The organism is Bacillus sp. FSL R5-0654 (assembly GCF_038008745.1).
Classification (GTDB): domain Bacteria; phylum Bacillota; class Bacilli; order Bacillales; family Bacillaceae; genus Bacillus; species Bacillus safensis.
In genome coordinates, this window is sequence record NZ_JBBOZV010000001.1 from 3,218,558 (window position 1) to 3,244,996 (window position 26,439).

Annotated in this window: 22 protein-coding genes and 1 other annotated feature; of the genes, 11 read left to right on the top strand and 11 right to left on the bottom strand. The window is 40.5% G+C overall.

The window, feature by feature from the left end:
• The first annotated feature begins 198 nt into the window (after positions 1-198).
• The 8 genes from NSS76_RS16515 to NSS76_RS16550 all read left to right on the top strand — a co-directional run bounded on the left by NSS76_RS16515 (position 199) and on the right by NSS76_RS16550 (position 11,464).
• Positions 199-2,730, top strand: coding sequence for a PEP/pyruvate-binding domain-containing protein (locus NSS76_RS16515; protein ID WP_247721638.1), 2,532 nt, complete (start codon positions 199-201; stop codon positions 2,728-2,730).
• Positions 2,731-2,820: 90 nt separating this feature from the next.
• Positions 2,821-3,393: a TetR/AcrR family transcriptional regulator gene (locus NSS76_RS16520; protein ID WP_151039854.1), complete on the top strand. Its 573-nt coding sequence runs from the start codon at positions 2,821-2,823 to the stop codon at positions 3,391-3,393.
• Between the two features lie 40 nt (positions 3,394-3,433).
• Positions 3,434-4,768, top strand: coding sequence for an MFS transporter (locus tag NSS76_RS16525; protein ID WP_151039853.1), 1,335 nt, complete (start codon positions 3,434-3,436; stop codon positions 4,766-4,768).
• Between the two features lie 272 nt (positions 4,769-5,040).
• On the top strand, positions 5,041-6,024 hold the full coding sequence (locus NSS76_RS16530) for a YncE family protein (protein ID WP_247721639.1): 984 nt from the start codon (positions 5,041-5,043) through the stop codon (positions 6,022-6,024).
• Positions 6,021-6,707, top strand: coding sequence for a response regulator transcription factor (locus tag NSS76_RS16535; RefSeq protein WP_247721640.1), 687 nt, complete (start codon positions 6,021-6,023; stop codon positions 6,705-6,707). Before NSS76_RS16530 ends, NSS76_RS16535 begins: the two co-directional genes overlap by 4 nt.
• Positions 6,704-8,119 carry a HAMP domain-containing sensor histidine kinase gene (locus NSS76_RS16540; RefSeq protein WP_247721641.1) on the top strand — a complete coding sequence of 472 codons (1,416 nt, stop codon included), beginning with the start codon at positions 6,704-6,706 and terminating at the stop codon, positions 8,117-8,119. The genes NSS76_RS16535 and NSS76_RS16540 overlap by 4 nt, the downstream gene beginning before the upstream one ends.
• A 206-nt stretch (positions 8,120-8,325) precedes the next feature.
• Entirely contained in the window at positions 8,326-10,440 is a 2,115-nt protein-coding gene (locus tag NSS76_RS16545) for an ArnT family glycosyltransferase (RefSeq protein ID WP_247721642.1), read from the top strand.
• A gap of 31 nt (positions 10,441-10,471) precedes the next feature.
• Positions 10,472-11,464 carry a glycosyltransferase family 2 protein gene (locus NSS76_RS16550; RefSeq protein WP_024423592.1) on the top strand — a complete coding sequence of 331 codons (993 nt, stop codon included), beginning with the start codon at positions 10,472-10,474 and terminating at the stop codon, positions 11,462-11,464.
• Positions 11,465-11,509: 45 nt separating this feature from the next.
• Here NSS76_RS16550 and NSS76_RS16555 read toward each other — a convergent pair whose 3' ends face one another.
• Positions 11,510-12,859 carry an amino acid permease gene (locus NSS76_RS16555; RefSeq protein ID WP_024423593.1) on the bottom strand — a complete coding sequence of 450 codons (1,350 nt, stop codon included), beginning with the start codon at positions 12,857-12,859 and terminating at the stop codon, positions 11,510-11,512.
• A 75-nt stretch (positions 12,860-12,934) separates the two neighbouring features.
• Positions 12,935-13,159: a binding site (T-box leader), on the bottom strand.
• Positions 13,160-13,248: 89 nt separating this feature from the next.
• Positions 13,249-13,923: an NAD(P)H-dependent oxidoreductase gene (locus NSS76_RS16560; RefSeq protein ID WP_024423594.1), complete on the bottom strand. Its 675-nt coding sequence runs from the start codon at positions 13,921-13,923 to the stop codon at positions 13,249-13,251.
• 227 nt (positions 13,924-14,150) lie between these two features.
• Here NSS76_RS16560 and NSS76_RS16565 point away from each other — a divergent pair, with 227 nt between their 5' ends.
• Positions 14,151-14,516 carry a winged helix-turn-helix transcriptional regulator gene (locus NSS76_RS16565; RefSeq protein ID WP_024423595.1) on the top strand — a complete coding sequence of 122 codons (366 nt, stop codon included), beginning with the start codon at positions 14,151-14,153 and terminating at the stop codon, positions 14,514-14,516.
• 10 nt (positions 14,517-14,526) lie between these two features.
• Here NSS76_RS16565 and NSS76_RS16570 read toward each other — a convergent pair whose 3' ends face one another.
• The 3 genes from NSS76_RS16570 to ctpB all read right to left on the bottom strand — a co-directional run bounded on the left by NSS76_RS16570 (position 14,527) and on the right by ctpB (position 17,929).
• Positions 14,527-15,714, bottom strand: coding sequence for a PDZ domain-containing protein (locus NSS76_RS16570; protein ID WP_024423596.1), 1,188 nt, complete (start codon positions 15,712-15,714; stop codon positions 14,527-14,529).
• Between the two features lie 68 nt (positions 15,715-15,782).
• On the bottom strand, positions 15,783-16,136 hold the full coding sequence (locus NSS76_RS16575; protein WP_007500014.1) for a swarming motility protein SwrAA: 354 nt from the start codon (positions 16,134-16,136) through the stop codon (positions 15,783-15,785).
• 344 nt (positions 16,137-16,480) lie between these two features.
• On the bottom strand, positions 16,481-17,929 hold the full coding sequence (ctpB, locus tag NSS76_RS16580) for a carboxy-terminal processing protease CtpB (protein ID WP_172881366.1): 1,449 nt from the start codon (positions 17,927-17,929) through the stop codon (positions 16,481-16,483).
• Positions 17,930-18,082: 153 nt separating this feature from the next.
• On the opposite strand from ctpB, the gene NSS76_RS16585 reads away from it, so the two are divergent.
• On the top strand, positions 18,083-18,823 hold the full coding sequence (locus NSS76_RS16585) for a sulfite exporter TauE/SafE family protein (protein WP_341082472.1): 741 nt from the start codon (positions 18,083-18,085) through the stop codon (positions 18,821-18,823).
• A 49-nt stretch (positions 18,824-18,872) separates the two neighbouring features.
• Here NSS76_RS16585 and NSS76_RS16590 read toward each other — a convergent pair whose 3' ends face one another.
• From NSS76_RS16590 to NSS76_RS16610, 5 genes are all read right to left on the bottom strand, one after another.
• Positions 18,873-20,135, bottom strand: coding sequence for a murein hydrolase activator EnvC family protein (locus NSS76_RS16590; protein WP_034623763.1), 1,263 nt, complete (start codon positions 20,133-20,135; stop codon positions 18,873-18,875).
• Positions 20,136-20,245: 110 nt separating this feature from the next.
• The gene (gene ftsX, locus NSS76_RS16595; protein ID WP_024423600.1) at positions 20,246-21,136 is read right to left on the bottom strand and encodes a permease-like cell division protein FtsX; all 891 of its coding nucleotides are present in this window, start codon (positions 21,134-21,136) and stop codon (positions 20,246-20,248) included.
• On the bottom strand, positions 21,129-21,815 hold the full coding sequence (ftsE, locus tag NSS76_RS16600) for a cell division ATP-binding protein FtsE (RefSeq protein WP_024423601.1): 687 nt from the start codon (positions 21,813-21,815) through the stop codon (positions 21,129-21,131). The genes ftsX and ftsE overlap by 8 nt, the downstream gene beginning before the upstream one ends.
• A 383-nt stretch (positions 21,816-22,198) precedes the next feature.
• Complete coding sequence (cccB, locus tag NSS76_RS16605) at positions 22,199-22,528, bottom strand: cytochrome c551 (protein ID WP_024423602.1); 330 nt, start codon at positions 22,526-22,528, stop codon at positions 22,199-22,201.
• A gap of 48 nt (positions 22,529-22,576) precedes the next feature.
• Positions 22,577-23,425: a YitT family protein gene (locus tag NSS76_RS16610; protein ID WP_024423603.1), complete on the bottom strand. Its 849-nt coding sequence runs from the start codon at positions 23,423-23,425 to the stop codon at positions 22,577-22,579.
• Positions 23,426-23,614: 189 nt separating this feature from the next.
• Here NSS76_RS16610 and NSS76_RS16615 point away from each other — a divergent pair, with 189 nt between their 5' ends.
• Positions 23,615-24,349, top strand: a complete 735-nt coding sequence (locus tag NSS76_RS16615; protein ID WP_024423604.1) for an alpha/beta family hydrolase — start codon at positions 23,615-23,617, stop codon at positions 24,347-24,349.
• A 213-nt stretch (positions 24,350-24,562) separates the two neighbouring features.
• Here the strand turns inward: NSS76_RS16615 and NSS76_RS16620 are convergent, their stop codons facing one another.
• Complete coding sequence (locus NSS76_RS16620) at positions 24,563-26,356, bottom strand: M3 family oligoendopeptidase (protein WP_341082474.1); 1,794 nt, start codon at positions 26,354-26,356, stop codon at positions 24,563-24,565.
• Positions 26,357-26,439: the final 83 nt, after the last annotated feature.

Sequence of the window (26,439 nt, forward strand, 5' to 3'; positions counted from 1 at the left end):
GCCTTTTTTCTCCATGTTCGGAGACTTTTGTTTTAGAAATAGCAGGAAATTAGTGAGATTGTCCCCTTTGTAAAGATAGGTCTTTCCGTCTTTGACAATAACATCCAATCAATCCTATGATTAAAATGATAGTGCGCACTATCATTTTAAAAATAGAGACATACAAACCATTGGCTATTTGGATAAGGGGGCATTCCCATGTATTCAGTTTTATTTCATGCGGCTGAAGAATCCGCATCACTCGCAGGGGCAAAAGGCCTGAATTTAATCAAATTAAACAATCACGGCCTGCCAGTCCCAGATGGATTTATTATCAAAACCAACAGCTTTGCAAGCTTTCTTTCATATCACAATCTGCAGCCAGCAGAACAAAACCTTTCTCAAAAAATCAAAGAAGCATCGTTTCCTTTACAAATGGAAGCAGAGCTGCTTTCGTCCTTTCAATCCTTGCGGAAGACTTACCCCTCAGTTGCAGTCAGGTCCTCTTCTGTTGCTGAAGATCTCGAAGGCGCCTCATTTGCAGGACAGTACGAGACTTATTTAAATATCAAAACAAATGAAGAGTTTTTACAGGCAGTCAAAGAATGCTGGTCTTCTTATTTTGCAGCGAGAGTCACAGAATATAAGGAAGAGATGAATGAAAATGAGGAAGAGATGCCGCTCATGGCCGTTGTCGTTCAAGGATTGATCCATTCTGACGTCTCCGGTGTCATCTTTAGTGAGAATCCCGTATCGGGGAAAACAAATGAAATGATGCTGACCGCAAGCTACGGATTGGGAGAAGCAATTGTCTCCGGCCTTGTGACACCAGACACGTTTATTGTAGATAAAGAGAACTTTTCGATTGAAAAAACACTTGGGGCGAAAGAGCTACAAATTGTTCCTTTGCAAGAGGGTGTCATCGAGGAGCCAGTATCGGAGGAAATGGCTGGTCAGTTTTGCCTGAACGATGATCAATTGAAGGAAATCACACAAATCACGAAACAAGTAGAAGAACTTTACGGACATGGAGTCGATATCGAATTTGGAATTGCAGATGGGTCGTTTTATCTACTTCAAGCAAGGCCGATTACTACAGCTCTTCCAAAAGCAGTAAATGAAACAGCAGGTGCTTCTTTTCAAATGAAGCCAGAAGAGCTGCAGGATTTCTGGATTTCAATGGATGATCATATGCCTGGTCCAACGAGCCCTCTTTTCTCAAGCCTGATCATACCAGCCTTAAAAAGCGGGATGAAGAAAAATGGAGAAAAGTATCAAGTACCTGATATGAACATCAAAGATATTAAGCTTTACAGAGGCCACCTATACTCAGCACCGGATCTGCCAGAAGCGCAAGAAGGAGCTGCACCCGTTTTTGATGAAAGCATATTTGAGTTATTTCCTCATTTAAGTGAACGGATGTATGAGATTCTAGAGAAAAATTTCTTTCCATTTTACGAAAAACTCGATCGCCAAATGAATGAACCTATAACCATTGAAAAAGCCATCATTGGTTTTGAAGAATTAAAGAATTTTTATATCCAAGCATATGATGATCATTTTGATATCGTCATACCACAAGTCATTCTATCAGCCATCATTGAAGACATGCTTGTAACGTATACTGGTGATCAAACCCAAGTCGTCTTGCTGCACGAAATGATGATAGGCGTGATGAACAAATCTCTTGAAACAGACAAGGTGCTATCTGATATCGCAAAGGATGTCCTTCAAGATCCAGAACTTCATCAAGCATTTATTCAACATGAAAAGAACTCGGAGCTGTTACATGCACTCAATCACTCGGAAAAAGGAAGGCATTTCATTTCGAAATTGGAGGATTTTCTCCAAGTTTACGGCTGGCGATCTGTTAAAAGTCATGACCTTACAGATGAGACTTGGGCAGAAAACCCGGAGTTTATATTAGATATCATCAGAAATAACATCCAGTCTCAATGTGATTTTGATGAAGAATTTGCAAAGGCAGTGATCAAAAGACAAGAGACATATAAACATTTTATGAGTCAAGTGAAGGATGAATCGTTTAAAACGAAATTTGAGACGCTGTATCAATTTGCCCTTCAAGCAGCGAATATCCGAGATGACCACCACTTCTATATTGATGCCATGTTAGATGCAAAAGCCCGGATATATCTATTAAAAATTGGTGAACTTCTAGTACAAAAAGGATCTATTCCTCATCAGGAAGATCTTTGGTATCTCTACGATGAAGAGGTACAAAAAGCGCTCACAACGTCTATCTCATTTGATTCGGTTATCCAGCAAAGAAAGATAGAAATGAAGGAAAATGAAGATATTCAACCACCGGCTTACATTGGTACACCAACTGAAGCGGAACTGCAGCAAGTAGAAAGAATGCTTGGTTCATTAAGAGAAAATGAAAACAACACACACGATGTGATCCATGGAATTGGCGCATCCAGCGGTATTGTTTCTGGAAGAGTAAAAGTCATTACATGTGCTGACGAATTCTCACAATTTCAAAAGGATGATATTTTAGTTTGTAAAACGACCACACCTTTATGGACGAGCTTATTTAGAGATGCGAAAGCAGTCATCACCGATGCTGGAGGCATTTTATCTCATTCAGCTATTATCGCAAGAGAGTATATGATGCCAGCTGTCTTAGGTACTAGAATAGCAACTGAAACACTTCAATCCGGTGACCTTGTGACAGTAGATGGTAGCAATGGACGCATTCAGATTTTAAAGCAGCATTCGCGTGCATAAACTTATCATTTTGGATGATATTGGCGGTCATAGGTTTTATCGGTATACTTACTTTGTTGCAAACACATTCATAACCTGAGGTGAGTATGCTTGTTAAAATCTACAAATCAACGAATCATTCGCGCAACAATGGATTTATTAACTGAAAAAGGCTATCAAAAAACAACAACCAAAGAAATAGCGACAAAAGCGAATGTGAGTGAAGCAACTATTTTTCGCAACTTTAAAAACAAACGCGGCGTGATTGCTGCCATTATGAAAATGAAATCAACACCGACAAAAACCCTAGAAGCAGAATTCAAAGGCGATTTATACACCGATTTGAAGTTTCTCGGTACCTATTTCCTTGAAGATTTGACTTCCAAAAAAGAATTTATTTATATCAGTATGCGAGAACCGGCTATGTATAAGGATTTAACCAGTCACGAAAAGATTTATCCTCAAGAATTGAGAGAAATGCTCATACAATATTTCAAAAAGATGGGTGCCCAGCATCATGTATTAAAAGGAAATGAAGACATTTATGCAGACATTTTCATTAGTACGTATTTCGGATTTTTCATTCAGCAGCTAGAGCAAGATTTTCAACTCGTTCTCACACAAAAAGAAGATTTTATTGAAACATGCACACACATTTTCATGAGAGGAATTTCTCCCGCTTAAAGGGTGGAATTCTTCTTTTTTACAAAAGGTGGTATACACATTGAGGTTAAAAAAAGAGAGTTTCGTCATCTATTCTTTGTTACTTGGAGCTATACTAGTTCCAGTCAATTCAACGATGATCGCTGTCGCTCTATCATCCATATCAATTTATTATGATCAATCCCTTGCAAACATCACTTGGGTTGTCACAATTTATCTTATTGTCATGGCAGTCACTCAGCCTATCGCTGGTAAGTTAGGAGATATATACGGACACAGGCGAATGTATTTAATTGGGGTCATGCTCTTTTTAATTGGCTCAATTGGATGTGCTTTAGCTCCTAATCTAGCTTTTCTCATCACTTTTCGTTCCATTCAAGCAGCTGGCGGTGCTATTTTAACACCGAATAGCATTGCATTAATTCGTGCAACAGTATCCCCCGAAAAACTGTCTAAAACAATGGGGTATTTTGGGTTTGGAGCCGGTATTGGTGCCGCACTTGGACCTTTTATTGGTTCGATTCTTATTCAGAGTTTTGATTGGCATTCTATATTCTTTGTCAATATCCCATTCTTGTTCCTTACACTTGTTACCGGCGTATTACTCATTCCAAAAACAAAGCATACACGCTTACAAGCAAATGTAGACATCACTGGTTCACTATACTTAACCATCGGGATTGCCACACTCATTCTATGCACTAAAAGCCAATTGCTAAATGAATACTTGATCTATGGAATTCTAGCATTGATCGTCATTCCTTTATTCTTTAAACATGTACGAAAAGTAAAGAATCCGATTATCGATTTGTCGCTTTTTAAAAACAGTTCATTTACAAACGCAAACCTGTCGATCATGCTAAGTAATTTTGTGATGTATGCCATTCTTCTAATTATGCCGCTGTTTATGGAACAACAACTTGCACTTTCTCATACACAAAGCGGTATTATTCTATCAGTATTTTCTCTTTGCATGTCTATTAGCGGCTTGTTAGGGGCAAGACTCCATCCGAAAAAAGGCGCGAAAAAAATGATTGGCTTTTCATTTCTCTGTCTCACTTTATCAGGCATCATGTTAATCACACTCAGTCAGTTCCCTACCTTACCACTGCTTATCGTGACACTTGTCGCAGGCGGAATTTCATCAGGTATTGGAATGACCAGTATGCAGATGGCTTCTTTAACGTCTGTTGATCAAAGCTTATCTGGTTCAGCATCTGGTATTTTCTCTACCTTTCGATATTTTGGCAGTATCATTTCGTCTACATTGATTGGGATCATGAGTGGTTTTCAATCTTTATTTATTGTATTAATGGGTGCAGGCATTCTTGGTTTCCTTTTATCTCAACGTGTAAAAACCAAATCAACCTCCCCATCATCTGAACATTCCGCCTAATGACTCCCTTGCTCTATGTTTAGTTAGAGCGGGGAGTTTTCATCATTTGTATCACTGTAAACTATAGCGAGTGCATCCATCAAATCCTGAAAATCATCTTTTAAAGAAGAAAAAATGGCATATGTCCAGACAAATAAGGAACTTCAGGTACAAATGGTCTCCCTCACTTACCTAAAAGCTTCTTTCCATTCTTTCAGCATGGATAACTTCAATTTTTTTTCACAATTTTTGTGGTATGATTTTGAAAATAGAGAACGCAAAGGAGCGGAAGAATGGAACGTGTGAAATATGTTTTGATCTGTTTATCAGCTCTACTTTTATTCCTGACAGGCTGTGGAAAAGAACAGCAATTTACGCCGCCAGGCAGCTCTCAATCCATCGCTGTCATCTCTCAATTAAAAAAAGCCTCCTTTTCAATAGTTGATATACAAAAAAATAAAATGCTCTCTTCTGTGGATTTAAAACACCCACTCACTGATCTTATTCAAATCAATAAAGACGTCATCATCGCTACAAGTAAAGAGGGAGAATCCCTTATCGAAATTAATCTAAAACAAGGTACAGCGACAGATTATATGAATGTGGATAAAGGACTGACTTCCCTTACATATGATGCAGCTTCTCATACATTAATCGCTGCCAACTCACAGAAAAATGTCGTTTATTTTATTGATACGGAGCGCAAAAAAATAAAATCGACTGTGAAAACTGGAACATTACCTTCTTCTATGACTCTTTCTTCATCAGGTATTTTATTTGTTTTAAATGCAGAAAGTCATACTGTCTCCGTCATAGATATTGAAAAGGAAAAAAATATACGTACGTTTTCTGTACTTGAACGGCCTTCTGGGATTCATTTTGATGGACAGTCTATTTGGATCGGCGGCCACGGTAAACCAGGCACCTTAAATAAGAGTATTTTTGCTTATGACCCTAAAACTGGAAAAAAACAGCGAGAAATAAAGCTAGGCGTTATGCCTGTTGCATTTTTTCCAGAGAAAAATTCTTCTACTTTATATGTACTATGTCATGGAGATCATACGCTATACAAAGTAGATACCAAAACAAATAAACAGCTTGCTTCTGTTGAAACTGGTCAAAATCCGAATTATATCACCGCTGATACGACATCAATTTATGTGAGTAACTTGGATGACAACTCAGTATCCATCATCGATAAACACTCACTTATCATGAAAAATCAACTGAATGTCCCATCAGGACCTTATGCTATCGTGTTGGAGGAAAAGAAATGAAGGAACAAATGCGTATTTTAATCGTAGATGATGAGCTTGATATGCTTGAGTTAATCGGGTCTTTTTTAAAGAGACATGGCTTTCACATTATCACTGCGAATAATGGAAAAGATGCCTTGCATCAGCTTGAAAAGGAATCTGTTGATCTTGTTGTATTAGATATCATGATGCCTGACATGGATGGATTTGAAGTCTGTCAGCGTATTCGACAAACATCTCAAATACCGATTTTATTTTTAACAGCGAGGAGTTATGAAGAGGACCGAATTAGAGGACTTGAAATTGGAGCGGATGACTACATCATGAAGCCTTTCAGTCTGCGTGAGCTTGCAGCAAGAATCGAAACCACTCTGAGACGAATTAGAGGTCTTTCGCTAAAGCGCAGCCGAATACAGATTGGTGACATGGAGATTGATCAAGATGGCAGACAAGTTTACCTCCATCAACAGCCCGTTAATTTAACAAGAAGAGAATTTGATTTACTCATATTTCTTTTGCTCAACCAAGGACAAGTGTTTTCACGAGAACACCTTTATCAAAAATTGTGGGAATCACATTCAACGAGCGGCTCTTTAAGAACTGTCGATACACATATTAAAACGCTGCGACTGAAATTAAAGGAAGCAGAACGATATATTAAAACCGTTTGGGGTGTCGGCTATAAGTTTGAGGAGGAAGAATGAAGCCATTATCGATTAAAAAGAAAGTACTCTTCTTAATCCTTGCAGTGATCGGAATCGTTGCAGCCTCAGCGCTTGCCCTTACCTTTTACTTATACCAGCATTTATATATTGATAAACAGATCGATTCCTTAAGTTTGCAAGGTAAGAAGCTGGCAGAAATCTATCACACACATGGGAAAGACAAGTATTTTACCGACAGAATGAAATGGGCAAATGACTCAAGTCAGGCAAACATTATTTTTACAGATGATCCAATGGAGCTTTCAAGTGGACTTCCTTTTGATATGGACACAAATGATAATCTCATTACGTTCAAGGAACGCCAAAAGCTCCTTCAAGGTGAAACCGTCGTGTTAATTAGAGAACACCCAAAGTTTCACCAAGATATTCTTGGCATCGCCATCCCTGTTTTCTCAAGCAATGATGATCTATCGGGAACTATTTTCCTCTCCATGCCCTTATCAGATGTATATGAACCCTTTGTCCAAATTAGATTGACGCTTGGCATATCCATCTTAATGATTCTGCTCCTGATATTCGTGATCGGATATAAGAGCTCCAATAAAGTAGTGCAGACAATTAATAAAATGAAAGAAATTGCAATGGAAATGGAATCTGGTGATTTCTCAAAACGAATGGCCGTAACCAAAAAAGGAGATGAGTTAAACCAGCTTAGCCGCTCCTTTAATAAACTGTCTTCAACCCTCGAAAAAGTTGAACAGCACCGCAAGGAATTTCTTGCGAATGTCTCTCACGAACTTAGAACGCCTTTAAGTTATATGAAAGGCTATGCAGAAGGAATTGAAGAAGGGATCATTGATCAAAAAAAAGGAATGCAAATCATTCAAGATGAGGCCACACGTTTAAGCCGGCTAGTGCACGATCTTTTAGATCTTGCACAGTTAGAAGGTGACTCTTATCCACTTACGATGGAGCCAATCGTTTTTGCACAGCTGATCCACGATGTTCTTGATCAAATGGCATTCATCGCTGACAAAAAAAGCATTACTTTCAAACGAACGCTTGAAGAGGATTGTATTGTTTATGGTGATAGCGACCGTCTCCAACAAGTGATACGTAATTTACTGGACAATGCCATTCATTACACACCATCTGGAAAATCAATATCGATTGATTTACAAGTTCACCAAGGTGTTGCTGAATTGAAAGTGACCGACGAAGGCAGCGGTATTCCAAAAGAAGATCTCCCACATGTTTCTGAGCGATTTTATCGTGTAAATAAAGCACGAACAAGAAAGGATGGCGGCTCTGGCCTTGGGCTAGCCATTGTCTATCAAATCATCAAAAAACATCATGGAACATTCGACATTCAATCTGAGCCTGGCTTTGGTACAACAGCCATCATTCAACTTCCCAATGCTTCGTTCAATGAGAGCTCACCTACTCTATAACTACTCACATATTTTAAAATATCATTTGGAATTACTATTTTATCAATAAATTCAGCATCCATAGGATTTTCTACAACTTGAACAGCTCTTTTCACCAAGAGCTGTTTTTATTTCTAAAAAATAAAAAAAAGGTCTTTTTTTATTAACATTTTATTCATATTTGCTTGTTACACTTTTTTCAAGTGAAAAAAAGGAGTGACTTGCTTTTGATCAGACGTTTTCAGAAATTTGATATTTATTTATTTTTCATATTGATCTTATCTGCCATTTTAAACATTTATAATATTTGGGAAGATGACACGGTGAATGCGTATTATACTGCGGCTGTCACAAGTATGATGCAAAGCTGGCATAATTTCTTCTTTGCTTCATTTGATCCAGCAGGATATGTCACGGTGGATAAACCTCCGCTCACCTTCTGGCTGCAAACGATCAGTGCCAAAATTTTTGGTCTCCATGGATGGAGCGTCATCTTGCCTCAAGCTTTAGCAGGCATTGGATCTGTTTATCTAATCTACCGTCTTGTCAAACCAACTTTTGGTCAAGCAGCGGCGAGATTAGCGGCACTTATCATGGCGTGTACACCTATTGCGGTGGCTGTATCCCGCACAAATAATATTGACAGCTTACTTGTCTTTATACTTTTACTAGCAACAGGAATGATGTTCAAGGCTGTAAAACAGCAAAAGGTGCTTTGGGCGATTGCTTCGTTTGCAATGATTGGCGTCGGCTTTAATACAAAAATGCTGCAAGCCTATATGATCGTACCAGCACTCATTCTTTTTTACATCATTGCCTACCGAACGACATGGAAGAAAAAGTTGTTATCACTGATAATCTCAATGATCGTTCTTTTAGGTGTATCTGCTTCATGGTCTATAGCGGTTGATCTCACTTCCAAAGACAATCGTCCTTATATGGGATCTAGTCAATCGAACTCAGCACTAGAATTAGCCTTTGGTTACAACGGTCTTCAGCGGTTGACTGGTCAACAGTCTGGCGGGGGCGGCGGCACAAATCAGGGTGAGGGACAGCCGCCTTCACAGCAGGGTGATCAGCAAAATGACAATGATTCATCCACCATGCCTCAGCCGCCATCTCATGGAAATCAAAACAACTCAGACAATTCAAACCAATCATCCAGTCAGGAACAGCCTTCAATGCAAGGACCACCAAGCAATGCAAACGGCACAACACCACCTGATATGCCTTCAGGCGGTAATGGTGATGGACCGCCAAATGGCGGGGGCGGAAAAATGGGAAATGGCTCCGGCATGTTTGGTACAGGAACCAAGGGACCGTTACGTCTGTTCCAATCTGAACTGTCCGATCAAATCAGCTGGCTGCTTCCATTTGCGATCTTCGGTGCGATTGGTATCTTCTTCTCGACTGCCTTTGAAAGAAGACGTCTCAATACAAAACAAAAAGAAACACTATTTTGGTTAGCTTGGCTTATACCTGTTGCTGCATTTTTCAGTGTAGCAGGATTTTTCCATCATTATTATTTGATCATGCTGGCACCGCCAATTGCTGTATTAGCAGGAGCCGGATGGGTTTCTATGACACAATTGTTCCAAACAGGAACTGGGTTTAAAAAATGGCTGCTTCCAATTGCGATATTCGTCACAACCGCATTTGAAATCTTTATCCTATCTACTTTTACAAGCACGATCGGTCTTGGACTAAGCATTGCAGTCGGTATCATTGGTGTTGGAACAATCCTTTCTCTGCTTTTGATAAAAGGAAAAGAAAAACTAAAACGATTCGTGTCTCTCATCGCCATCCTTGGCATGCTGATTGCACCACTATACTGGGCAAGCACACCTCTTCTTTATGGGGGAAACAGTATGCTTCCAGAGGCTGGTCCTCAGCTTGCAACTTCAAGTGGCAGCATGAGTTCACAAGTCAATGAAAAGCTGATCAGCTATCTTAAGAAAAACAATACGGGAGAAGAATTCCTATTCGGAACAACAGATGCTACCACTGCTTCACCTTACATTATTAAAACAGGAAAAGCTGTTATGGCATTAGGTGGATTTAGTGGATCTGATAACATTCTCACGCTTAGTGAATTCAAACAGCTCGTCAAAGACGGCAAAATCAAGTACTTCTATCTTTCTGGTATGAGAGGCGGCAGCTCTGACATTCTCACTTGGATTCAAAAAAATGGCAAAGAAGTATCTGCTTCTAAATGGCAGAACAGCTCTACATCCAAAACGAACCAGCAAACAGACAGCCAACAATCAGAACAAAATGATCGGTCAAATGGAAGAATGGGCGGAATGGAGAGCGGCACTCTTTATGAACTATCCGTTGATTAATTCATCTATTAAAAGGGAGGAAGGATGACTGATGGAAAACAACATACGATATTCTATTGTAGTCCCAGTCTATAATGAAGAACTTGTGATCCATGAATCCTATCAGCGGCTGAAAACAGTCATGGATTCGACGGGAGAAGCATACGAGCTTCTCTTCGTCAATGACGGTAGTATGGATCGAACAGCTGAACTAATTAAAGGGTATTCCCAAAACGATCCGAATGTAAGACTCATTGATTTCTCACGTAACTTCGGACACCAAATTGCCATTACAGCTGGGATGGATTATGCAAAGGGAGAAGCGGTCATCGTGATAGATGCAGACCTACAAGATCCGCCTGAATTGATATTAGAGATGATCGCAAAATGGAAAGAAGGCTATGAAGTCGTATACGCCGTGCGCACCAAACGAAAAGGCGAAACTTTTTTCAAAAAGCAAACCGCTTCCCTTTTCTATCGCGTTTTACGTCAAATCACCGAAGTAGATATCCCAATCGACACCGGTGACTTCAGGTTAATGGATCGTAGAGTGTGCCATGAAATGAGAAAAATACGAGAAAAAAATCCATTTGTTCGCGGCCTAGTCAGCTGGGTAGGTTTCAAACAAATTGCAGTAGAGTACGTTCGAGATGAACGTCTAGCAGGAGAAACAAAATACCCGCTCAAAAAGATGCTCAAGCTCTCGATGGATGGAATCACTTCCTTTTCCTATAAACCTTTGAAGCTAGCGAGTATAGCAGGAATTGCCCTTTCCGCTATCGGATTCATTTCAATGTTTCTTGTACTTTACTTAAAGCTTTTTACAAACAGCACCATTACAGGATGGAGTTCATTAATTGTCATACAGCTGTTCTTTAGCGGCATCATCCTCTTTATGCTGGGAATGATTGGAGAATACATCGGCCGAATTTACGACGAGGCAAAAGATCGACCACTTTACATCGTAAGAGACAGCTACGGGCTTCAGTCAAAGCCCCAGCCTGTTCAACCCCCTGTTCATTTCAAGCAATACAAACAGCATTAAAAAAAGCGTGTGAGACCTCTTTAAAGGTCCCGCACGCTTTTTGTATTAAGCGGCTGTGTCAAACCGCTTTTTGTTGATGAAGAAAGAAAGAGTAATTATCAAATAAATGCCCATCGTGACCATCGTTTGGACAATTGGAGTTGTTGACACAACGCCGATGAAAATGGCAATGATCGCAATCACAGAAAACCATGTTGTGAAAGGATACAGCTTCACGCGATATCCTCCTGGTTCTGTTACACTTCGAGATTTTAAATGCCCGACAGCAATAATAAACCAGATGAATAAGACCGTATAGCTTAAAGATCCCATTAAATAATTAAAGGTTTGACTTCCTACAAAAAGAGAAATCAATACAGCGGCATACAATGTAGATGTACACACTAGGATCGCTCTAACAGGCACCTGCTGTTTTGATAGCTTTGAGAAGCCCTTCCATACACGCCCATCCATCGCTTGCGTATAAAGTACCCTTGAGGATGCGTACAGCCCAGAGTTCATAGAAGACAAGATCGCTAGTAAAATGATACCGTTCATGATGTCACTTGCATATGGCACGCCAATCGTTGCAAACACGGTGACGAATGGACTCACTTGCTCATTGTTTACTTGATTCCAAGGAATCAAGCTGACGATGATGAAGAACGGCAGTACATAGAAGCCGATGATTCGTACAAATGTACTTTGGATGGCCTTTGGGATGACTTTTTCAGGGTTTTTTGTTTCTGCTAATGTGACCCCGATCATTTCAGTCCCGCCATATGAATACACCACAACAAGCATGGCCGCAATTAAGCCGCCTGTTCCATTCGGGAAAAATCCTCCGTGGTCGGTTAAGTTGGATAATCCCGGTGCTGCATGCTGACCAAATGAGACAAACAACATGGTTAACCCAATGATAATAAATAAAAGAATGACAGCAATTTTAATAGAAGCTAACCAGTACTCCGTCTCAGCAAACATTTTAACAGAACAAACATTGATCAATGTCACAACAAGTGAAATGATTAACACAAGTATCCAAATCGGCACTTGTGGGAACCAGTACTGAATAAAGATTGCAGATACGATTGCTTCTGCTGCAATGTTCAGCACCCACATTTTCCAGTATATCCAGTCTAAGAAATAAGCCGGATATTTGCCTAACACCGGTTCAATTAAATCACGGAATGTTCTTGCGCCAGGTCGTGCAACCGTCATTTCGGCAAGTCCTTGCATAATAAATAATAAAATAAGACCACCAATCATATATGCCAAAATGACAGCAGGACCTGCGATATCAATAGCAGAGCTGCTTCCTTTAAACAGACCAGCACCAATTGCTCCGCCAAGTGCGAGCATCATAATATGCCTTGACGTCATTGTTCGTTTTAACTGCACATGTTCCTTTTCCATTTTCTATAGCTCCTTTAAATTTGAATCTTCAGACAAATATAGGATAAAAGCATATAAAAAGGCCAGTCATCTCCTTGAAGAGACGACTGACCTTGCAACCGCGTTACCACTCTAATTGATTCAGCCATAGCTAAATCCAACTTAAAACCCGTTAACGGAGGTCACACGTAAAGACTTACTATTCATTCAGTCTTACCGCTCTTTGAGCGAGTTCAATGATTCGTTTTACTGCGTTGCACCACCCCGCAGCTCTCTAAAAAAACGGATGTTCATCTACTATTCTCAAGTCAAAGCGTTTATAGTCAATTTGTATATTCATCAAAGATTTTATTTTTTAAATATACTGACTAACCACGCAATTGTCAACATCCTTTTTCAGACATTCTCTTTTAACGAATCCAAACAGCGACTTCATCCATCGGACGGCGCGTTTTGCCGCGCTTCGGCTCAGTCACACGATAACCAAAGGCTGCCATGACAGAAATATCATACTGACCATCCTCAAGCAGCCCTTCTTCATCTAGAATGCGATGAATCTCATCGTAGCTGAATCCCTCGACCGGGCATGAATCAATGCCAATTTGTGCAGCGGCTGTCATCATGTTTCCAAGAGCAATATACGTTTGTTTTGAAGCCCAATCAAAGAGCGTGCGTTCATTTTCTAACAAATGAAGATCATTCTCTTGGAATTCTTGGTAGCGTCCCTTCACCATCTCGAACGTTTCGTCTGACATTCCTTTGATTTGCTTGTTGATATATTCTGCATATGCTGAATCATAACGGGCGTCTGTTCTTGCCAAGATGATCACAAAATGGCTGGCAGTAGGAAGCTGCTTTTGCGCTCCCCATGTATACTCTTTTAATTTTTCTCTAAATGCTTCATTTTGAACAACGAGGAACTTCCAAGGCTCAAACCCTACAGAGCTTGGGGAAAGTCTTCCTGTTTCTAAAATAAATGCAAAATCATCCTCTGGTATTTTTTTCGTTGGATCAAACTCTTTTGTCGCATGGCGGAACTCATACGCCTCAATGATTTCTTTTTTTAATTGCTCTTTGTCTCGCATTGTATTCATCCTTTCTATTAACCAATTAGGGCGTTAGTTTCATCAATCCAATTTCTTTCCATTCCCATATAGAAATTGTTATGATAAAAAAACAACAGCCCGAATGTGTGATGTGATATCTCTATGGTATAAGAAAAGCTTCGAGTGATTCAAGTACGCACATTTTTGTTCGTTAGTTACCATCTTGTTCGTATATCACCAAATTTGTCTAAGAAAGGCGTGTTAAGATGAGTGCACCATCCAACCCAGTCAGTATTGTCAATCATGGCTGTCCCGTTTCAGTGACGACAAGTGTCATAGGAGGGAAATGGAAAGGAGTGATCCTTTATCATTTGACTTGCGGACCAAAACGCTACAATGAATTGCGCCGGCTGCTGCCAAGAATTTCTCAGCGTGTCCTCACACTGCAATTGCGTGAGCTTGAACAAGACGGCGTTGTCCATAGAGAAGTCTATGAGGAGGTCCCCCCTCGTGTCGAATATTCCCTCACTTCTCTCGGAAATACATTAAAGCCTATCATCTTCGCCATGCGTGAATGGGGCGAATCCTACGGGAAAGAAGCGCGCCCAAAAGAAAAAAGCTGCCATCTCTAGCAGCTTTTTTTTAAGATGAAATTGCCGTTGGTTTTTGCTGTGGATCATCCTTCACAAACAGGATGCCAAGCTGATGATGCTCCCCTTCGTAAGAAGCACGTTTCTCAAATCTTGTCTGACCATTTAAGCCAATGATCTCGAGCTTTGTTAGAGCACGATTGGTTTGAAGGGCTTCATAAAATTCCGAAACGGTTTTGACTTCAATTCCATTCACTTTTGTGATGACTTCTCCGATCTCAAGCTTTAAATCAGCCGCTGGTGTATTTGGAATAATCCCCAGCACCATCAGCCCTTGATTACGCTTAGAGAAGTAGAACGGGGCAGCATTGTCATTGACCCTCTGCTTCCATGAGAGAAAGGCTCTTCCTATCACCGCAATCAATACAGCTCCCCAAGCAATCGGTTCAAACCAAATACTTGCAGCACCTAATAAGGCGACAGCGAGTCCGAGCATGAGAATACGCCGCGCTGTAATTTGAATACTAACAATTGGCAGTGAGCCTTGAATTCTCTGACCGAATCCGATGATATATGGAATCAAAATAAATGAAAAGCTTTGATCATGCACTTGAAGCACCGGCCACCATGGCAGAGAAGAAGTGAATTCACCTGCCGGCATTAGCAAAACAAGCGGTAAAAGCCACAGACGGTTTGCCCGCTGCTGACCAATTAAAAGTCCTCTCGCACTCATCACCATAGCAGGCGATGTACGTAAATGCGCCGTTCGATAGGCTAGAATTCCCTCGGTCATTAATAGAAGTCCTAGCAGAATGACAACGGCTGATGCATTCATCATTGAGAGCTGCGGCAGCCAAGAATGACTCACTTGGAAATGCATCAGTCCAAGTGCCGCAATAAAACTGAAACCGAGTGTGTATGCAGACGAAAGCGCACTCGCCTTAAAGAATAAAGAGAAAACGATGGTCATCGCTGCAATCAGCACGATGAATCCAGGGGGGAGGGCAATCCCTAAGCCTACTGAAATAACGGATAGGCAAATCCCTAGAATCCATCCCTTTGAATATGTAAATTTAAGTTCATCGTATACATCTTCTATTCTTGTTTGAAACGCTTTTCTCTCCCGCTTTACGCGGATGTAGCCATGCAATAGGCTGATTAATATCATGAAATAAAAAAGAGGATGGATTAAAAACAGACCGACCGCTTTTAATCCGGCTCCCATCCACTCCGAGCTCATTATCGTTCACCGCCCAAGTCAAGCATTTTCTCTTATTCTATCAAATAAATCGATGCTTGACATCAGGTTTATTTCTCCTGATTCATCCAAAGTGTGACATTCGACAGTGAAAAATCTTTTAAGTAGTGATTGACATCTACATCTAGTATGCCGCCGAGCAGCTGCATCGACCTCTTGATGTCGGTTAAGTTTATACCAAGTCTCTTATGATTATCCATTAAATAATTGAAGTATATCTCAGCACAGTCTTCATCGATTTCATCGACTGATTCTACCGTTGTGTAATTGACCAAGTACCTGCTTAACAGCATGAGCAGACTTAATGCCTTTGTAGCGGAAAACGTCACATCTTTCGTACGACTCTTAAGTTCCTCTACCAACTCGTAATATTTTTTCTCTCTCACAATACTTGCCCTTTTCAATTGTGTACCCCCATTTACTAGTTCTTTTAAGAAAAGCGCAAACCTCGGTACAGCTTAATGCTCAAGCTGAATATCCGCAAAAAATAAAATATTTAAAATGAGTGCTACTTTTTATTGTAAGAATTATTTATGTAACATACAACTTTCAAAAGTTTCATTTTCATGACATGTTTAAATCAACAGAAAGTCTCTTATATACATATGTTATCGGGTAAAATTGAAGGAATGTTATGTTTTTTGTAAAATAAATGAATATATTTCTCGATATAATTTATTTTTAATCATAAATTATTACATGTTCATGACACTTATGAACCAAAAAAAAGAGGCTATTATTCGCCTCTTTATTTTTTAAGATATAGTGCTTTTAGTGCAGTCTGTAATTGAAGGTCATTTTTTTCGTATGATTTCACTTCATCCACCATTTTGTTCATCATTTCCGCTGTTTTCAAATCAATGACACCTGATTTATTGAGATTGTATGTGCTTTGGAAGGCAAGTACGGCCTTTTTCGTTTCTTCATCAAAGTATCCATCTACTCTGCCAGGGTCAAATGACAATCCCTTTAACAGCGTCTGCGCTTGTCTCACTTCTTCATTGTTCATATCAAGCTGAAGGGGTTCTTTCAGCTGAAGCGGACCTGCGGTAAAGTAATCCGGCTGATGAATCGCAATTGTCGGTACGACGCCTTTTTTGTGAATCCAATTGCCTTTTGGCGTGAGCCATTTATACAGCGTTAATTTAATATTACTTCCATCTCCCATCGGAACCGCCTGCTGCACAGTTCCTTTTCCAAAGGAGACATCACCGACAACTTCATACTTTCCAGCTTCTTTCATGGCTCCAGCAAGTATTTCCGAAGCGGAAGCACTGCCTTTATCAATTAAGACGTTGACTGGGTAAGGCTTTTGTTCTTTTAGTTTTGAAAAATATCGTTTCCGGTCGCCATTCCGTTCTGCGATTTGAATATAGGGCTGATCCTTCGTAATAAAATGTTTCAAAATATCTTCCACACTTTGCAGATAGCCGCCAGGGTTTCCTCTCACATCCAGTACAAGACCTTCTATGCCCTTTTTCTCGAGCTGTTTCAGGCTTGACGTGAAATCCTTCGCCGTATCTTCAGAGAAGCTGGAGATCGCAATATAGCCTGTTTTATGACCATTGACCTCTTTTACAGAGGAAGTCACTGTTTCAAGCGGGATTTCTTCTCGTTTGATATGGAACGTCAGCTCTTTTTCAATCCCGTTTCGTTTGATTGTTAAGGCGACAGACGTTCCTTTTTTTCCTCTTATTTTCAGTACAGCATCGTTTAAGCTTTTTTCTTTCATCGGCTCACCGTCAATGCTGATGACCTCATCTTTTGGCTTTAGACCTGCTTTTGCCGCAGGGGATTTTTTAAAGGCGGAGACGATAATGATCTTTCCTTCATCCATCCCCACTTCTGCCCCAATTCCCTCAAAGGAAGAATCAAGCGAATCAGAAAATTGCTTTGCGGTCTGCTTGTCCATGTATACTGAATACGGATCGTTTAACGTCGAAAGCATTCCTTGGATCGCGCCTTCAAGCAGCTTTTGCCGATCCACTTCCTCTACATATTCATTTGAAATAAGGTCATAGGCTTTCTCGATCTTTTCCATCCCATTCTCTTTCGCCTTATCACTTGATTGAGCTTGTCCAGCCATTGCAGCGGCTGCTTGCGGTGACTCCGCATGAGTTCCCTCTTTATGCGTCATCACACCTGCACTTATTAAGAGAACGACACTTGCCATAATAGATGCGATTTGTTTTTTCATATTTGGCCTCCTTCTTCAACTCTTCCTGATGACCTGAGTTATTATATGCCAGAAGAAGGGATTTCATGTAAAGACATTCTCCCGTGAAGGCTTGACGAATCATTTTATTAGGTGTAATTTTTATTTTGTTATGATTGAGAAGGAGTCTTCGCTATGTATATTATCTTGACGATGCTTTTATTAGGAATTTTATTAGGTTTTGTAGGAGCAGGCGGGGCGGGATTTGTCATCGCATTGCTTACATTAATTTTTGATATCCCTATCCATACCGCACTCGGGACGTCATTAGCCGCTATGGCATTTACGACACTATCAGGTGCATACAGCCACTACCGAGAAGGGAACATTCAGCTGAAATCTGGTTTGATTGTCGGGGCTCTTGCTTGTATCGCTTCTTTTGCTGGGGCTAAGGTTGCTCCTTTTATTCCAGAAGAGAGTCTGCACTATTTAACAGCAGGAATGCTTTTTTTATCCGCTGTTTTTATGATGATCAAACTATTTGTTCTTAATGAAGAGGCTGAACAGCAGCCGCTTTCTTCACGTCAGCTGATGACAAGAGGCATTATTTTAGGCCTTGTATCTGGGATGCTGTCAGGCATGTTTGGTATCGGGTCTGCACCATTCATTCAAGTAGGGCTTTTGATTTTACTGAAGCTGTCGATTAGGCAAGCCGTTGGCACGACCATGCTTGTCATTATTCCTATTTCCATCGGAGGTGGAATTGGATATATTTCAGAGGGTTATGTTGATTTTATCTTGCTGATTCAAATATTAATTGGAACCGTATTAGGCGCATTTATCGGCGCGAAATTTACACGCCTTGCACCGAAGTTCTTATTGAAATCAGCTGTTCTGTTAACACCTATTATTGCTGGATTACTGCTGCTGTTTTAATTCTATTTAGACCAAAAAAGCCGATAACATCATGTTATCGGCTTTTTGATTAGCGGATATATTGCGCTGGATTGACTGCATTTGATTTTGCGCCATTCCATAATCCTTTATGAATTTCAAAATGAAGATGCTGACCATGCGATTGGCCGGTATTTCCCATATAGCCAAGGAATTGTCCTTGTTCGACTCTCTGTCCTGTTGACACACTTCTTGTAGACAGATGGGCATATACAGTTTGATACGTCTGTCCATTGATATTGTGCGTAATGAACACAACATTTCCATAGCTCGATGAGTAGCTTGAGTTTGTGACGGTTCCAGATGCTGCTGCATAGACAGGAACTGTGCCCTTTGCTGCAATATCTAATCCGAAGTGGTTTCCGCCAGAACGTCCGCCAAAACCAGATGAGAATCGGCCAGCAGCTGGTTTAATAAAGCCTGAGCTGCTTGCTGGTGTATCAGATACTTGATCTGAGCCGCCGCTGTGAGGTGCAGGTGCATTTTTTTCAGCTGCTTGTTTTGCTTTCTCCGCTTCTTCCTTTTGTCGGTGTGCTTCCTCAGATTTCACTGCCGCTTTTTGATTCGCTAGGATTTCTTGTTCATTCTCAAGCTTGCCTAGTTCATCATGTGCATGATTTTTTTTATCTGTCACATCACCTAAAATGTGTTCTTTTTCTTTGTGTTTCTTAGATAAATCTTTTTTCAGTGCTTCTAGCTCTTTTAGAGATGTTTCAAGTCCGCTTAGCTGATTATTTAGCTCTGCTTCTTTTTGCTCCACCAGCTTTAAATCATTTTCATGTTCTGTAATCATGTCTTTGTCTGCTTCGACAATCGTTGTGACAGCCCCAACACGACCGACAAAATCACTAAAGCTGCGAGCACCTAGCAGCACATCTAAATAGTTGATCGTACCGCCGCTTTTTTGCATTGAACGAATTCGGTCTTTGAAAATGGCTTTTCTTTTTTCAATTCGCTCATTGATGACTTGAATGTCTTTTTTTAGCTTCTTGATCTCTTGCTTCGTTTTTTTAACTTCTTTCTCTTTTTCAGCGACTTTTTCAGTTGCAGTACTTACCTTTTGGTCAATTTGTTCAATTTCTTTCTTGAGCTTTGATTCTTTCTTTTCAAGCTTTGCCAGCTCTGACTTCTTCTTCTTCAAGCTTGATTCAGTCTTCGATGTTTTCTCTTCGATTTGTTGACGTTTTTGATCTAGGTCTTCGTATGCGAATGCACGATTCTCGTTCCCTGGAATGTATAGCCACGTTGTTCCAATAAACGCTGCCATTCCAGCCATCATCAGCTTTCTTTTCAAAACGATATTCCCCTCCCATGACAACTGTCGACATGAAGAGCCGACCGGATGAATCGGATCAACCGGTCACATCTTCTATAGAAATCTCGAATGCTGCCATCAAAATATATTTATACTTTTAAGAATTTACGGATAGACGTTAAGCTTCCCCATACCCCAATGATTGCACCGATCACTAGCAGGATCAGTGATACTTGATAGACAAACGGGTTGTATGGAAGCATTGAAATAAATGAGCCTTGTACTCTCGGTGCGACCCAGCCCACTGCATATTGATACGTGCCAAGCAATAGAGCAATAGGTATAATGGAGCCAAATACACCAAGTAATAATCCTTCAATGAAGAATGGCCAGCGGATAAACCAGTTCGTTGCACCTACCAGCTTCATAATCTCAATTTCTTTACGTCTAGCAAAAATCGTAATTTTGATCGTATTGGAGATTAAGAACATAGCTGTAAATAACAGCCCGATAATGAGCACAATACCGACATTACGCGCCACTCCGACTACATTAAAGAGTCGGCTGACCTCTTCTTTTCCATAGGTTACTTTATATGTACCCTTTAGTTTTTCTAATTTCTTCGCTACTTTTGGTGTATCGTGAGGATCTGTTGTTTTCACAATAAACGCATCGTTTAATGGATTTTCTTGATCAACAAGCCCCATGGATTGTCCATTTTCTCCAAAGCTTTTAATCAGTGCTTTCAGTTCGTCATCCTTAGATGAGTACTTCACATCACTGATTTCAGGAATCTTTTCAATTTCTGCTTTTAATTCATCCTGCTGCTTTTGATTCGCCGTTAATTCGATTAATACTTTTACTTCTACTTCTTTTTCAGCGTTCGATGCCATGTTATTCAAGTTGAGCATAATCACAAGGAAAACCCCAACTAAAATCAATGTGACAGTCACCGCACTAATTGATGCAAATGTCATCCACGTGTTTCTTCCAAGTGAACGGAAGCTCTCACGTAAATGCCGCGAGAGAGTTTTAATCATAAATTCCGTACTCCCCTCTTGCTTCGTCACGCACAATCATTCCATCTTCGATTGCGATGACGCGTTTCTTCATGGTGTTTACAATTTCTTTGTTGTGTGTCGCCATAACCACTGTTGTTCCGCGGTTATTAATCTCTTCGAGCGTCTTCATGATTTCCCAAGAAGTGTCTGGATCAAGGTTTCCTGTCGGCTCATCTGCAATGACGACCTCAGGGCTATTGACAATCGAGCGGGCAATAGACACACGCTGCTGTTCACCGCCGGACAGCTGGTCAGGAAATTGACGCGCTCTGTGCTTTAGCTGAACCAGATCGAGAACATCAAGCACTTTTTTCTTAATGATATGAGGCTGTTCACCAATCACTTCAAGAGCAAATGCTACGTTCTCAAACACAGTAAGAGTTGGAAGCAGCTTGAAATCTTGGAATACTACGCCAATTTCTCTTCTTACGTAAGGAATTTCTTTTTCCTTCATTGATCCTAAATCTTTGTTATTAATTAAGATTTGCCCTTTGGTTGGCTTCTCTTCACGATACATCATTTTGATGAAAGTGGATTTACCAGCACCACTGGGACCAACAACATACACAAACTCTCCTGGATGGATAGAGACATTGATTCCATTGATCGCCTTTACGCCATTAGGATAGATCTTGTAGACTTCCTTCATTTGAATCATGTAATCACCTAATCTTTTCTTATTCGCTGACTAACAGCTTATCATGATGTTTTGACACTTCTCGTCAAAAAACGTTATGTATGGTCACGCACATACCCTTCGATACTTACTAACAATTTATGTCCTTTTCATCCAAAAAGATGAAAAAATTGAATCGTCTCATTTTCAACAACTCCAATTATACGTCATGAATCGACGCAATGGTATTACATTTATATTTCAAAACTTATAAATAAAAGGTAAATAGAATAATCAAAACCGAAAAACGTGCCTTTATACCCTTATTTTTTAAATAAAATTTAATATAATGCGTTTTCATACTATCTAAAAGTCTTTTTCTACATATAAAAAAACAAAAAAACCTTGTCGATTAGACAAAGGTTTTATTTTTTCTCTGCAAGCCATTTTGCTACTTCTTTTGCTTGCTTCTCATCTACCATACCGCTTGGCATAGAGCCTTTACCGTTTTGCGCAATATCTGCGATTTGGCTTTCATTATATTTCTTCCCTACTTCTTTCAGGCTTGGTCCGCCTCCGCCAGATAGGTCTTTCCCATGACAGCCAATACAGTTTTGCTGATAGATCTCCTCACCACTGCTCACAGATGAAGCACTTTTGCTGCCTTCTTTATCACTGCTGCTTGAATTTCCTCCACAAGCCGCGAGAACAAGAAGCATCGCTGCAAACAGCATCGTTAATCCGCTTTTTTTCATCTATTTCCCTCCCTTACAATCATTTGGTCAACGCTATTATATCCTTGTTTATGCCCTTTTAAAACCCTCACCAAGCACCTCTTTTGCATCCATCACGATGACAAATGCTGATGCATCGATTGCTTTCACCACTTGTTTCAACTTTGTGAATTGTGACTGCCCAACGACACACATCAAAATTGGGCGGTCATGATCGGTATATCCTCCGACTGCTGAGATCTTCGTCACACCGCGGTCAATTTGATCAAAAACCGCCTGTCTGACCTCATCTTCATGCCCTGTAATGATCATTGCCATTTTTGAATGACTGAAGCCAGCCTGTACCACATCAATCGTTTTACTAGAAATAAACACACCAATGACAGCGTATAGCCCCTCTTCAATTCCAAAGACCGTCATCGCAGCCAGAACAATCAAGCCATCCATCATCGCTAAACAGGTGCCTAGCGTGAGTCCTGTGTACTTATTGATGATTTTGGCAGCGAGTGCCGTTCCACCCGTTGATCCATTCCCAAGGAACACGAGCCCTATTCCGATCCCAATGACCACACCGCCAAAAATAGCCGCCAGCAGTGCTTCATGTGTGACAGGTGCAATATGTCTTGTGACAAACACCATGAAAGGTAAAAAAATCGAGCCGACGAGTGTTTTCACTCCAAATGTACCGCCTAATAAATAAAAGCCAGCGATAAACAGGGGAATATTGAGCCCCCATTGCACATAAGCCGCTTCAAAGCCGAATGACTGCATAATGGTACTAATGCCGCTCACACCGCCTGCTGCGATCTGATTCGGTAATAATAACGTATTAAATCCAATCGCCACGATGGCTGATCCGATTAAAATGAACAAATAATTTTTCACTTCGATCCAAAATTGTGAATGTTCCTGCTTCATGTCTTTCTTCCTCCGTTACTTCTGAATGCACACCTATTTTAAGCCCTCTTAAAACGATTGTAAATAACAGCCAAATGCAGTGCTAATGGATTAATACTTTATCACACAGACGGATCAGCGCACTTGCCGGTTGGCATAGGAGTAAATGATGGTATATTTAATATGTACATGAGAAAGAAGGGGCATGCGATGAAGAAAATACTGAAGATAACAGGTATGACATTACTTGCACTGATCATCTTAGCTTTTGGTGCTTTCTATACATGGAGCCGCTTTACATATGGACCATCAGAAGCATTAAAAAAACAGGTCAACATTGAGCAAGTGGAACATAAAAACAATGTTTATACATTTGAAGCACCAAAAAGTGATACTGGCATCATTCTCTATCCTGGGGCAAAGGTGGAACCACTTGCGTATGCCTATATCGGGGATACGCTGATGAAAAAAGGCTACTCTGTCTTTATCCCTGACATGCCATTTTCCTTTGCGATTTTCAATCCAAACAAAGCGCAGGACATTATCAAAGATCACCAAACAATCAAACACTGGTATATTGGCGGACATTCACTTGGCGGGGCAGCTGCCGCTATGTTTGCAGAAAAAAATCAGAGCAAGCTCGATGGACTCTTTTTCCTAGCATCTTATCCAGCATCAGATGATCTGAAACAATCTTCATTGAAAATCCTTTCTATTTCAGGTGAAAAGGATGGGCTGGCAACACAAGAGAAAATCAAGAAATCGAAAACAAATCTGCCGTCTCAAACTGTTTATCATGAAATAAAAGGCGGGAATCATGCGCAGTTTGGCATGTACGGCAAACAAAAAGGGGATCAGCCAGCGGACATTCCAGCCCTGTCGCAGCAAAATGATCTTATTCAGACAATGCTTGACTGGCTTAAGCCAGCAAAAAAGCTCCCGTAATGGGAGCTTCAGCGTGTAGACAAACCCTCGCATTCTTTGTCAGTCCTGCGCGTTGGTGCTCACGAATGTTCAATTCGCTCCGCGCCAATGCTCGTCCTTCCTAGACTTCAAAGGTTTTCTATCACGCTGAAAAGAAGACAAAGAGCTAAAATAAAGATCATTTTAGCCCTTTGTCAACAGTCTGAAAGCTCCCGTAATGGGAGCTTTTCATTATTATTTTTTTGTCACTTCTAAAAATTCTTCAGCATCTGCTACAGCCAAACGAATGGCTTCTTCCCAAAATGCTTTTTGGGTAAGGTCAACGCCTAGATGCTTTTTGGCTAAATCTTCTACTGTCATTGAAGCAGTATCCTTTAATAATGCAATGTATTTCTCTTCAAACGATGTACCAGCCTGCAATGCTTTTGCATAAATTCCTAACGAGAACATGTATCCAAAGGTGTATGGGAAATTATAAAATGGAACATTCGTGATATGAAAATGCAGCTTAGACGCCCAGAAATGCGGATGGTATTCATCTAATGAGTCACCGAACGCTTCCTTCTGCGCTTCGACCATCAATTCATTCAACCGATCAGCCGGCACTTCTCCTTTTTTACGCTCTTCATAAAAGCGCTGTTCAAATAAGAAACGAGATTGAATGTTCATGAAGAATGCTACACTGCGCTGCAGCTTATCCTCTAACAGGCTGAGACGCTCCTCTTCATTTGCCGCTTCTTTTAATGAAGCATCAGCTACAATCATTTCTGCAAAGGTCGACGCTGTTTCAGCTACATTCATTGCGTATTTGCGATTCAGAATGCGAACATCCTGCATCACTTCCTGATGGAACGAATGACCAAGTTCATGCGCTAGTGTCGCCACATTGGATGGACTTCCTGAGAAAGTCATAAAAATACGTGATTCTCCGCTGTCAGGGAAATTTGTACAAAAGCCGCCTACCCGTTTGTTTGGACGGTCCTCAGCTTCTACCCAGCGTTCATTAAAGGCTTTTTCTGTAAAAGCAGCGAGCTCTTCTCCAAATCCAGCGAAATGTTTCACAATAAAAGCAGCTGCTTCTTGATAAGGATAGATTTTGGTCTCACTGCCGATAGGAGCCCCAACATCGAACCAGCTCAGCTTATACACTCCAAGCATGTCAGCTTTTCGGTGTAAATAATCAATGAATGGCTGCTTATGTTCATCAATCACAGACCACATGGCATCAAGGGTTTCTTGTTTCATACGGCAAATTTCAAGCGGCTCTTTTAAAATGTGCTCCCAGCCTCTTGCTTCATACACTTGCAAACGAAAACCAGCAAGGTGATTGAGCGTACTAGCAAATAAATGTTCATCCTGCGTCCATGCATGCTCTAGGTTGTGGTAAACGGCCTTTCTGACTTCACGATCTGAATCATCCATCGCATTTTCTGCTTGGCCTACAGAGATCATCTGTGTTTCTCCATGCTGTTCAAACGGAATTGTAATTTTATTCACTAAGCTGGAATAAAGCTCATCCCACGCATGGTACCCATCTACAGCCAGCTTTTGAATCAGCGTTTCTTGTTCAACAGGTAATTGATCCTTCACACGGTCTCTCCGCTCATTTAATATGTAGCGGACATCTGAAAAGGCTGTTGAATTCATCAGTTCTTCCCACTTGTTTGCTGGGATAGCAGCAAGCGCTTGATCAAACAGTGCAAGGATTGTTCCTAAATCAGCTTCCAGCTTGGCAATCGTACCTCGAAGGCTGCCTGCTTTCATATCCTTCGTATTTTGGGCTTGGAGGCAGGTTACAAATGAACCTGCTTGAGATAATTTTTTATATGTAGTTTCATACGTGTCAAGGACAGACGTTAATTTGCTTTCAATGTGTGTATCTTCTTTTGAAAAGGCATTCACCTTTTGTCGTAATTCAGCTAATAGCTGCTGAATATGTTGCAGGTATGTCTTAAATTCTGGTGAAGAACTGCCTCCTTTAAAAAAGGCATCTAAATCCCACGTTTCTTGCAATGGTGTTAATCCCAAAATATTTCCCCCTTTATTTGCTAATTTCATCATACAAAGGATATAGAATCAGTATGTCGTATGTATTCCTTTATATTCATTAT

Excerpts from the sequence above, each read along its gene's own strand:
- NSS76_RS16515 (WP_247721638.1), top strand. The coding sequence starts at position 199 with ATGTATTCAGTTTTATTTCATGCGGCTGAAGAATCCGCATCACTCGCA.
- NSS76_RS16530 (WP_247721639.1), top strand. The coding sequence starts at position 5,041 with ATGGAACGTGTGAAATATGTTTTGATCTGTTTATCAGCTCTACTTTTA.
- NSS76_RS16535 (WP_247721640.1), top strand. The coding sequence starts at position 6,021 with ATGAAGGAACAAATGCGTATTTTAATCGTAGATGATGAGCTTGATATG.
- NSS76_RS16540 (WP_247721641.1), top strand. The coding sequence starts at position 6,704 with ATGAAGCCATTATCGATTAAAAAGAAAGTACTCTTCTTAATCCTTGCA.
- NSS76_RS16550 (WP_024423592.1), top strand. The coding sequence starts at position 10,472 with ATGGAAAACAACATACGATATTCTATTGTAGTCCCAGTCTATAATGAA.
- NSS76_RS16555 (WP_024423593.1), bottom strand. The coding sequence starts at position 12,859 with ATGGAAAAGGAACATGTGCAGTTAAAACGAACAATGACGTCAAGGCAT.
- NSS76_RS16560 (WP_024423594.1), bottom strand. The coding sequence starts at position 13,923 with ATGCGAGACAAAGAGCAATTAAAAAAAGAAATCATTGAGGCGTATGAG.
- NSS76_RS16565 (WP_024423595.1), top strand. The coding sequence starts at position 14,151 with ATGAGTGCACCATCCAACCCAGTCAGTATTGTCAATCATGGCTGTCCC.
- NSS76_RS16570 (WP_024423596.1), bottom strand. The coding sequence starts at position 15,714 with ATGAGCTCGGAGTGGATGGGAGCCGGATTAAAAGCGGTCGGTCTGTTT.
- ctpB (WP_172881366.1), bottom strand. The coding sequence starts at position 17,929 with ATGAAAAAACAAATCGCATCTATTATGGCAAGTGTCGTTCTCTTAATA.
- NSS76_RS16585 (WP_341082472.1), top strand. The coding sequence starts at position 18,083 with ATGTATATTATCTTGACGATGCTTTTATTAGGAATTTTATTAGGTTTT.
- ftsX (WP_024423600.1), bottom strand. The coding sequence starts at position 21,136 with ATGATTAAAACTCTCTCGCGGCATTTACGTGAGAGCTTCCGTTCACTT.
- ftsE (WP_024423601.1), bottom strand. The coding sequence starts at position 21,815 with ATGATTCAAATGAAGGAAGTCTACAAGATCTATCCTAATGGCGTAAAG.
- cccB (WP_024423602.1), bottom strand. The coding sequence starts at position 22,528 with ATGAAAAAAAGCGGATTAACGATGCTGTTTGCAGCGATGCTTCTTGTT.
- NSS76_RS16610 (WP_024423603.1), bottom strand. The coding sequence starts at position 23,425 with ATGAAGCAGGAACATTCACAATTTTGGATCGAAGTGAAAAATTATTTG.
- NSS76_RS16615 (WP_024423604.1), top strand. The coding sequence starts at position 23,615 with ATGAAGAAAATACTGAAGATAACAGGTATGACATTACTTGCACTGATC.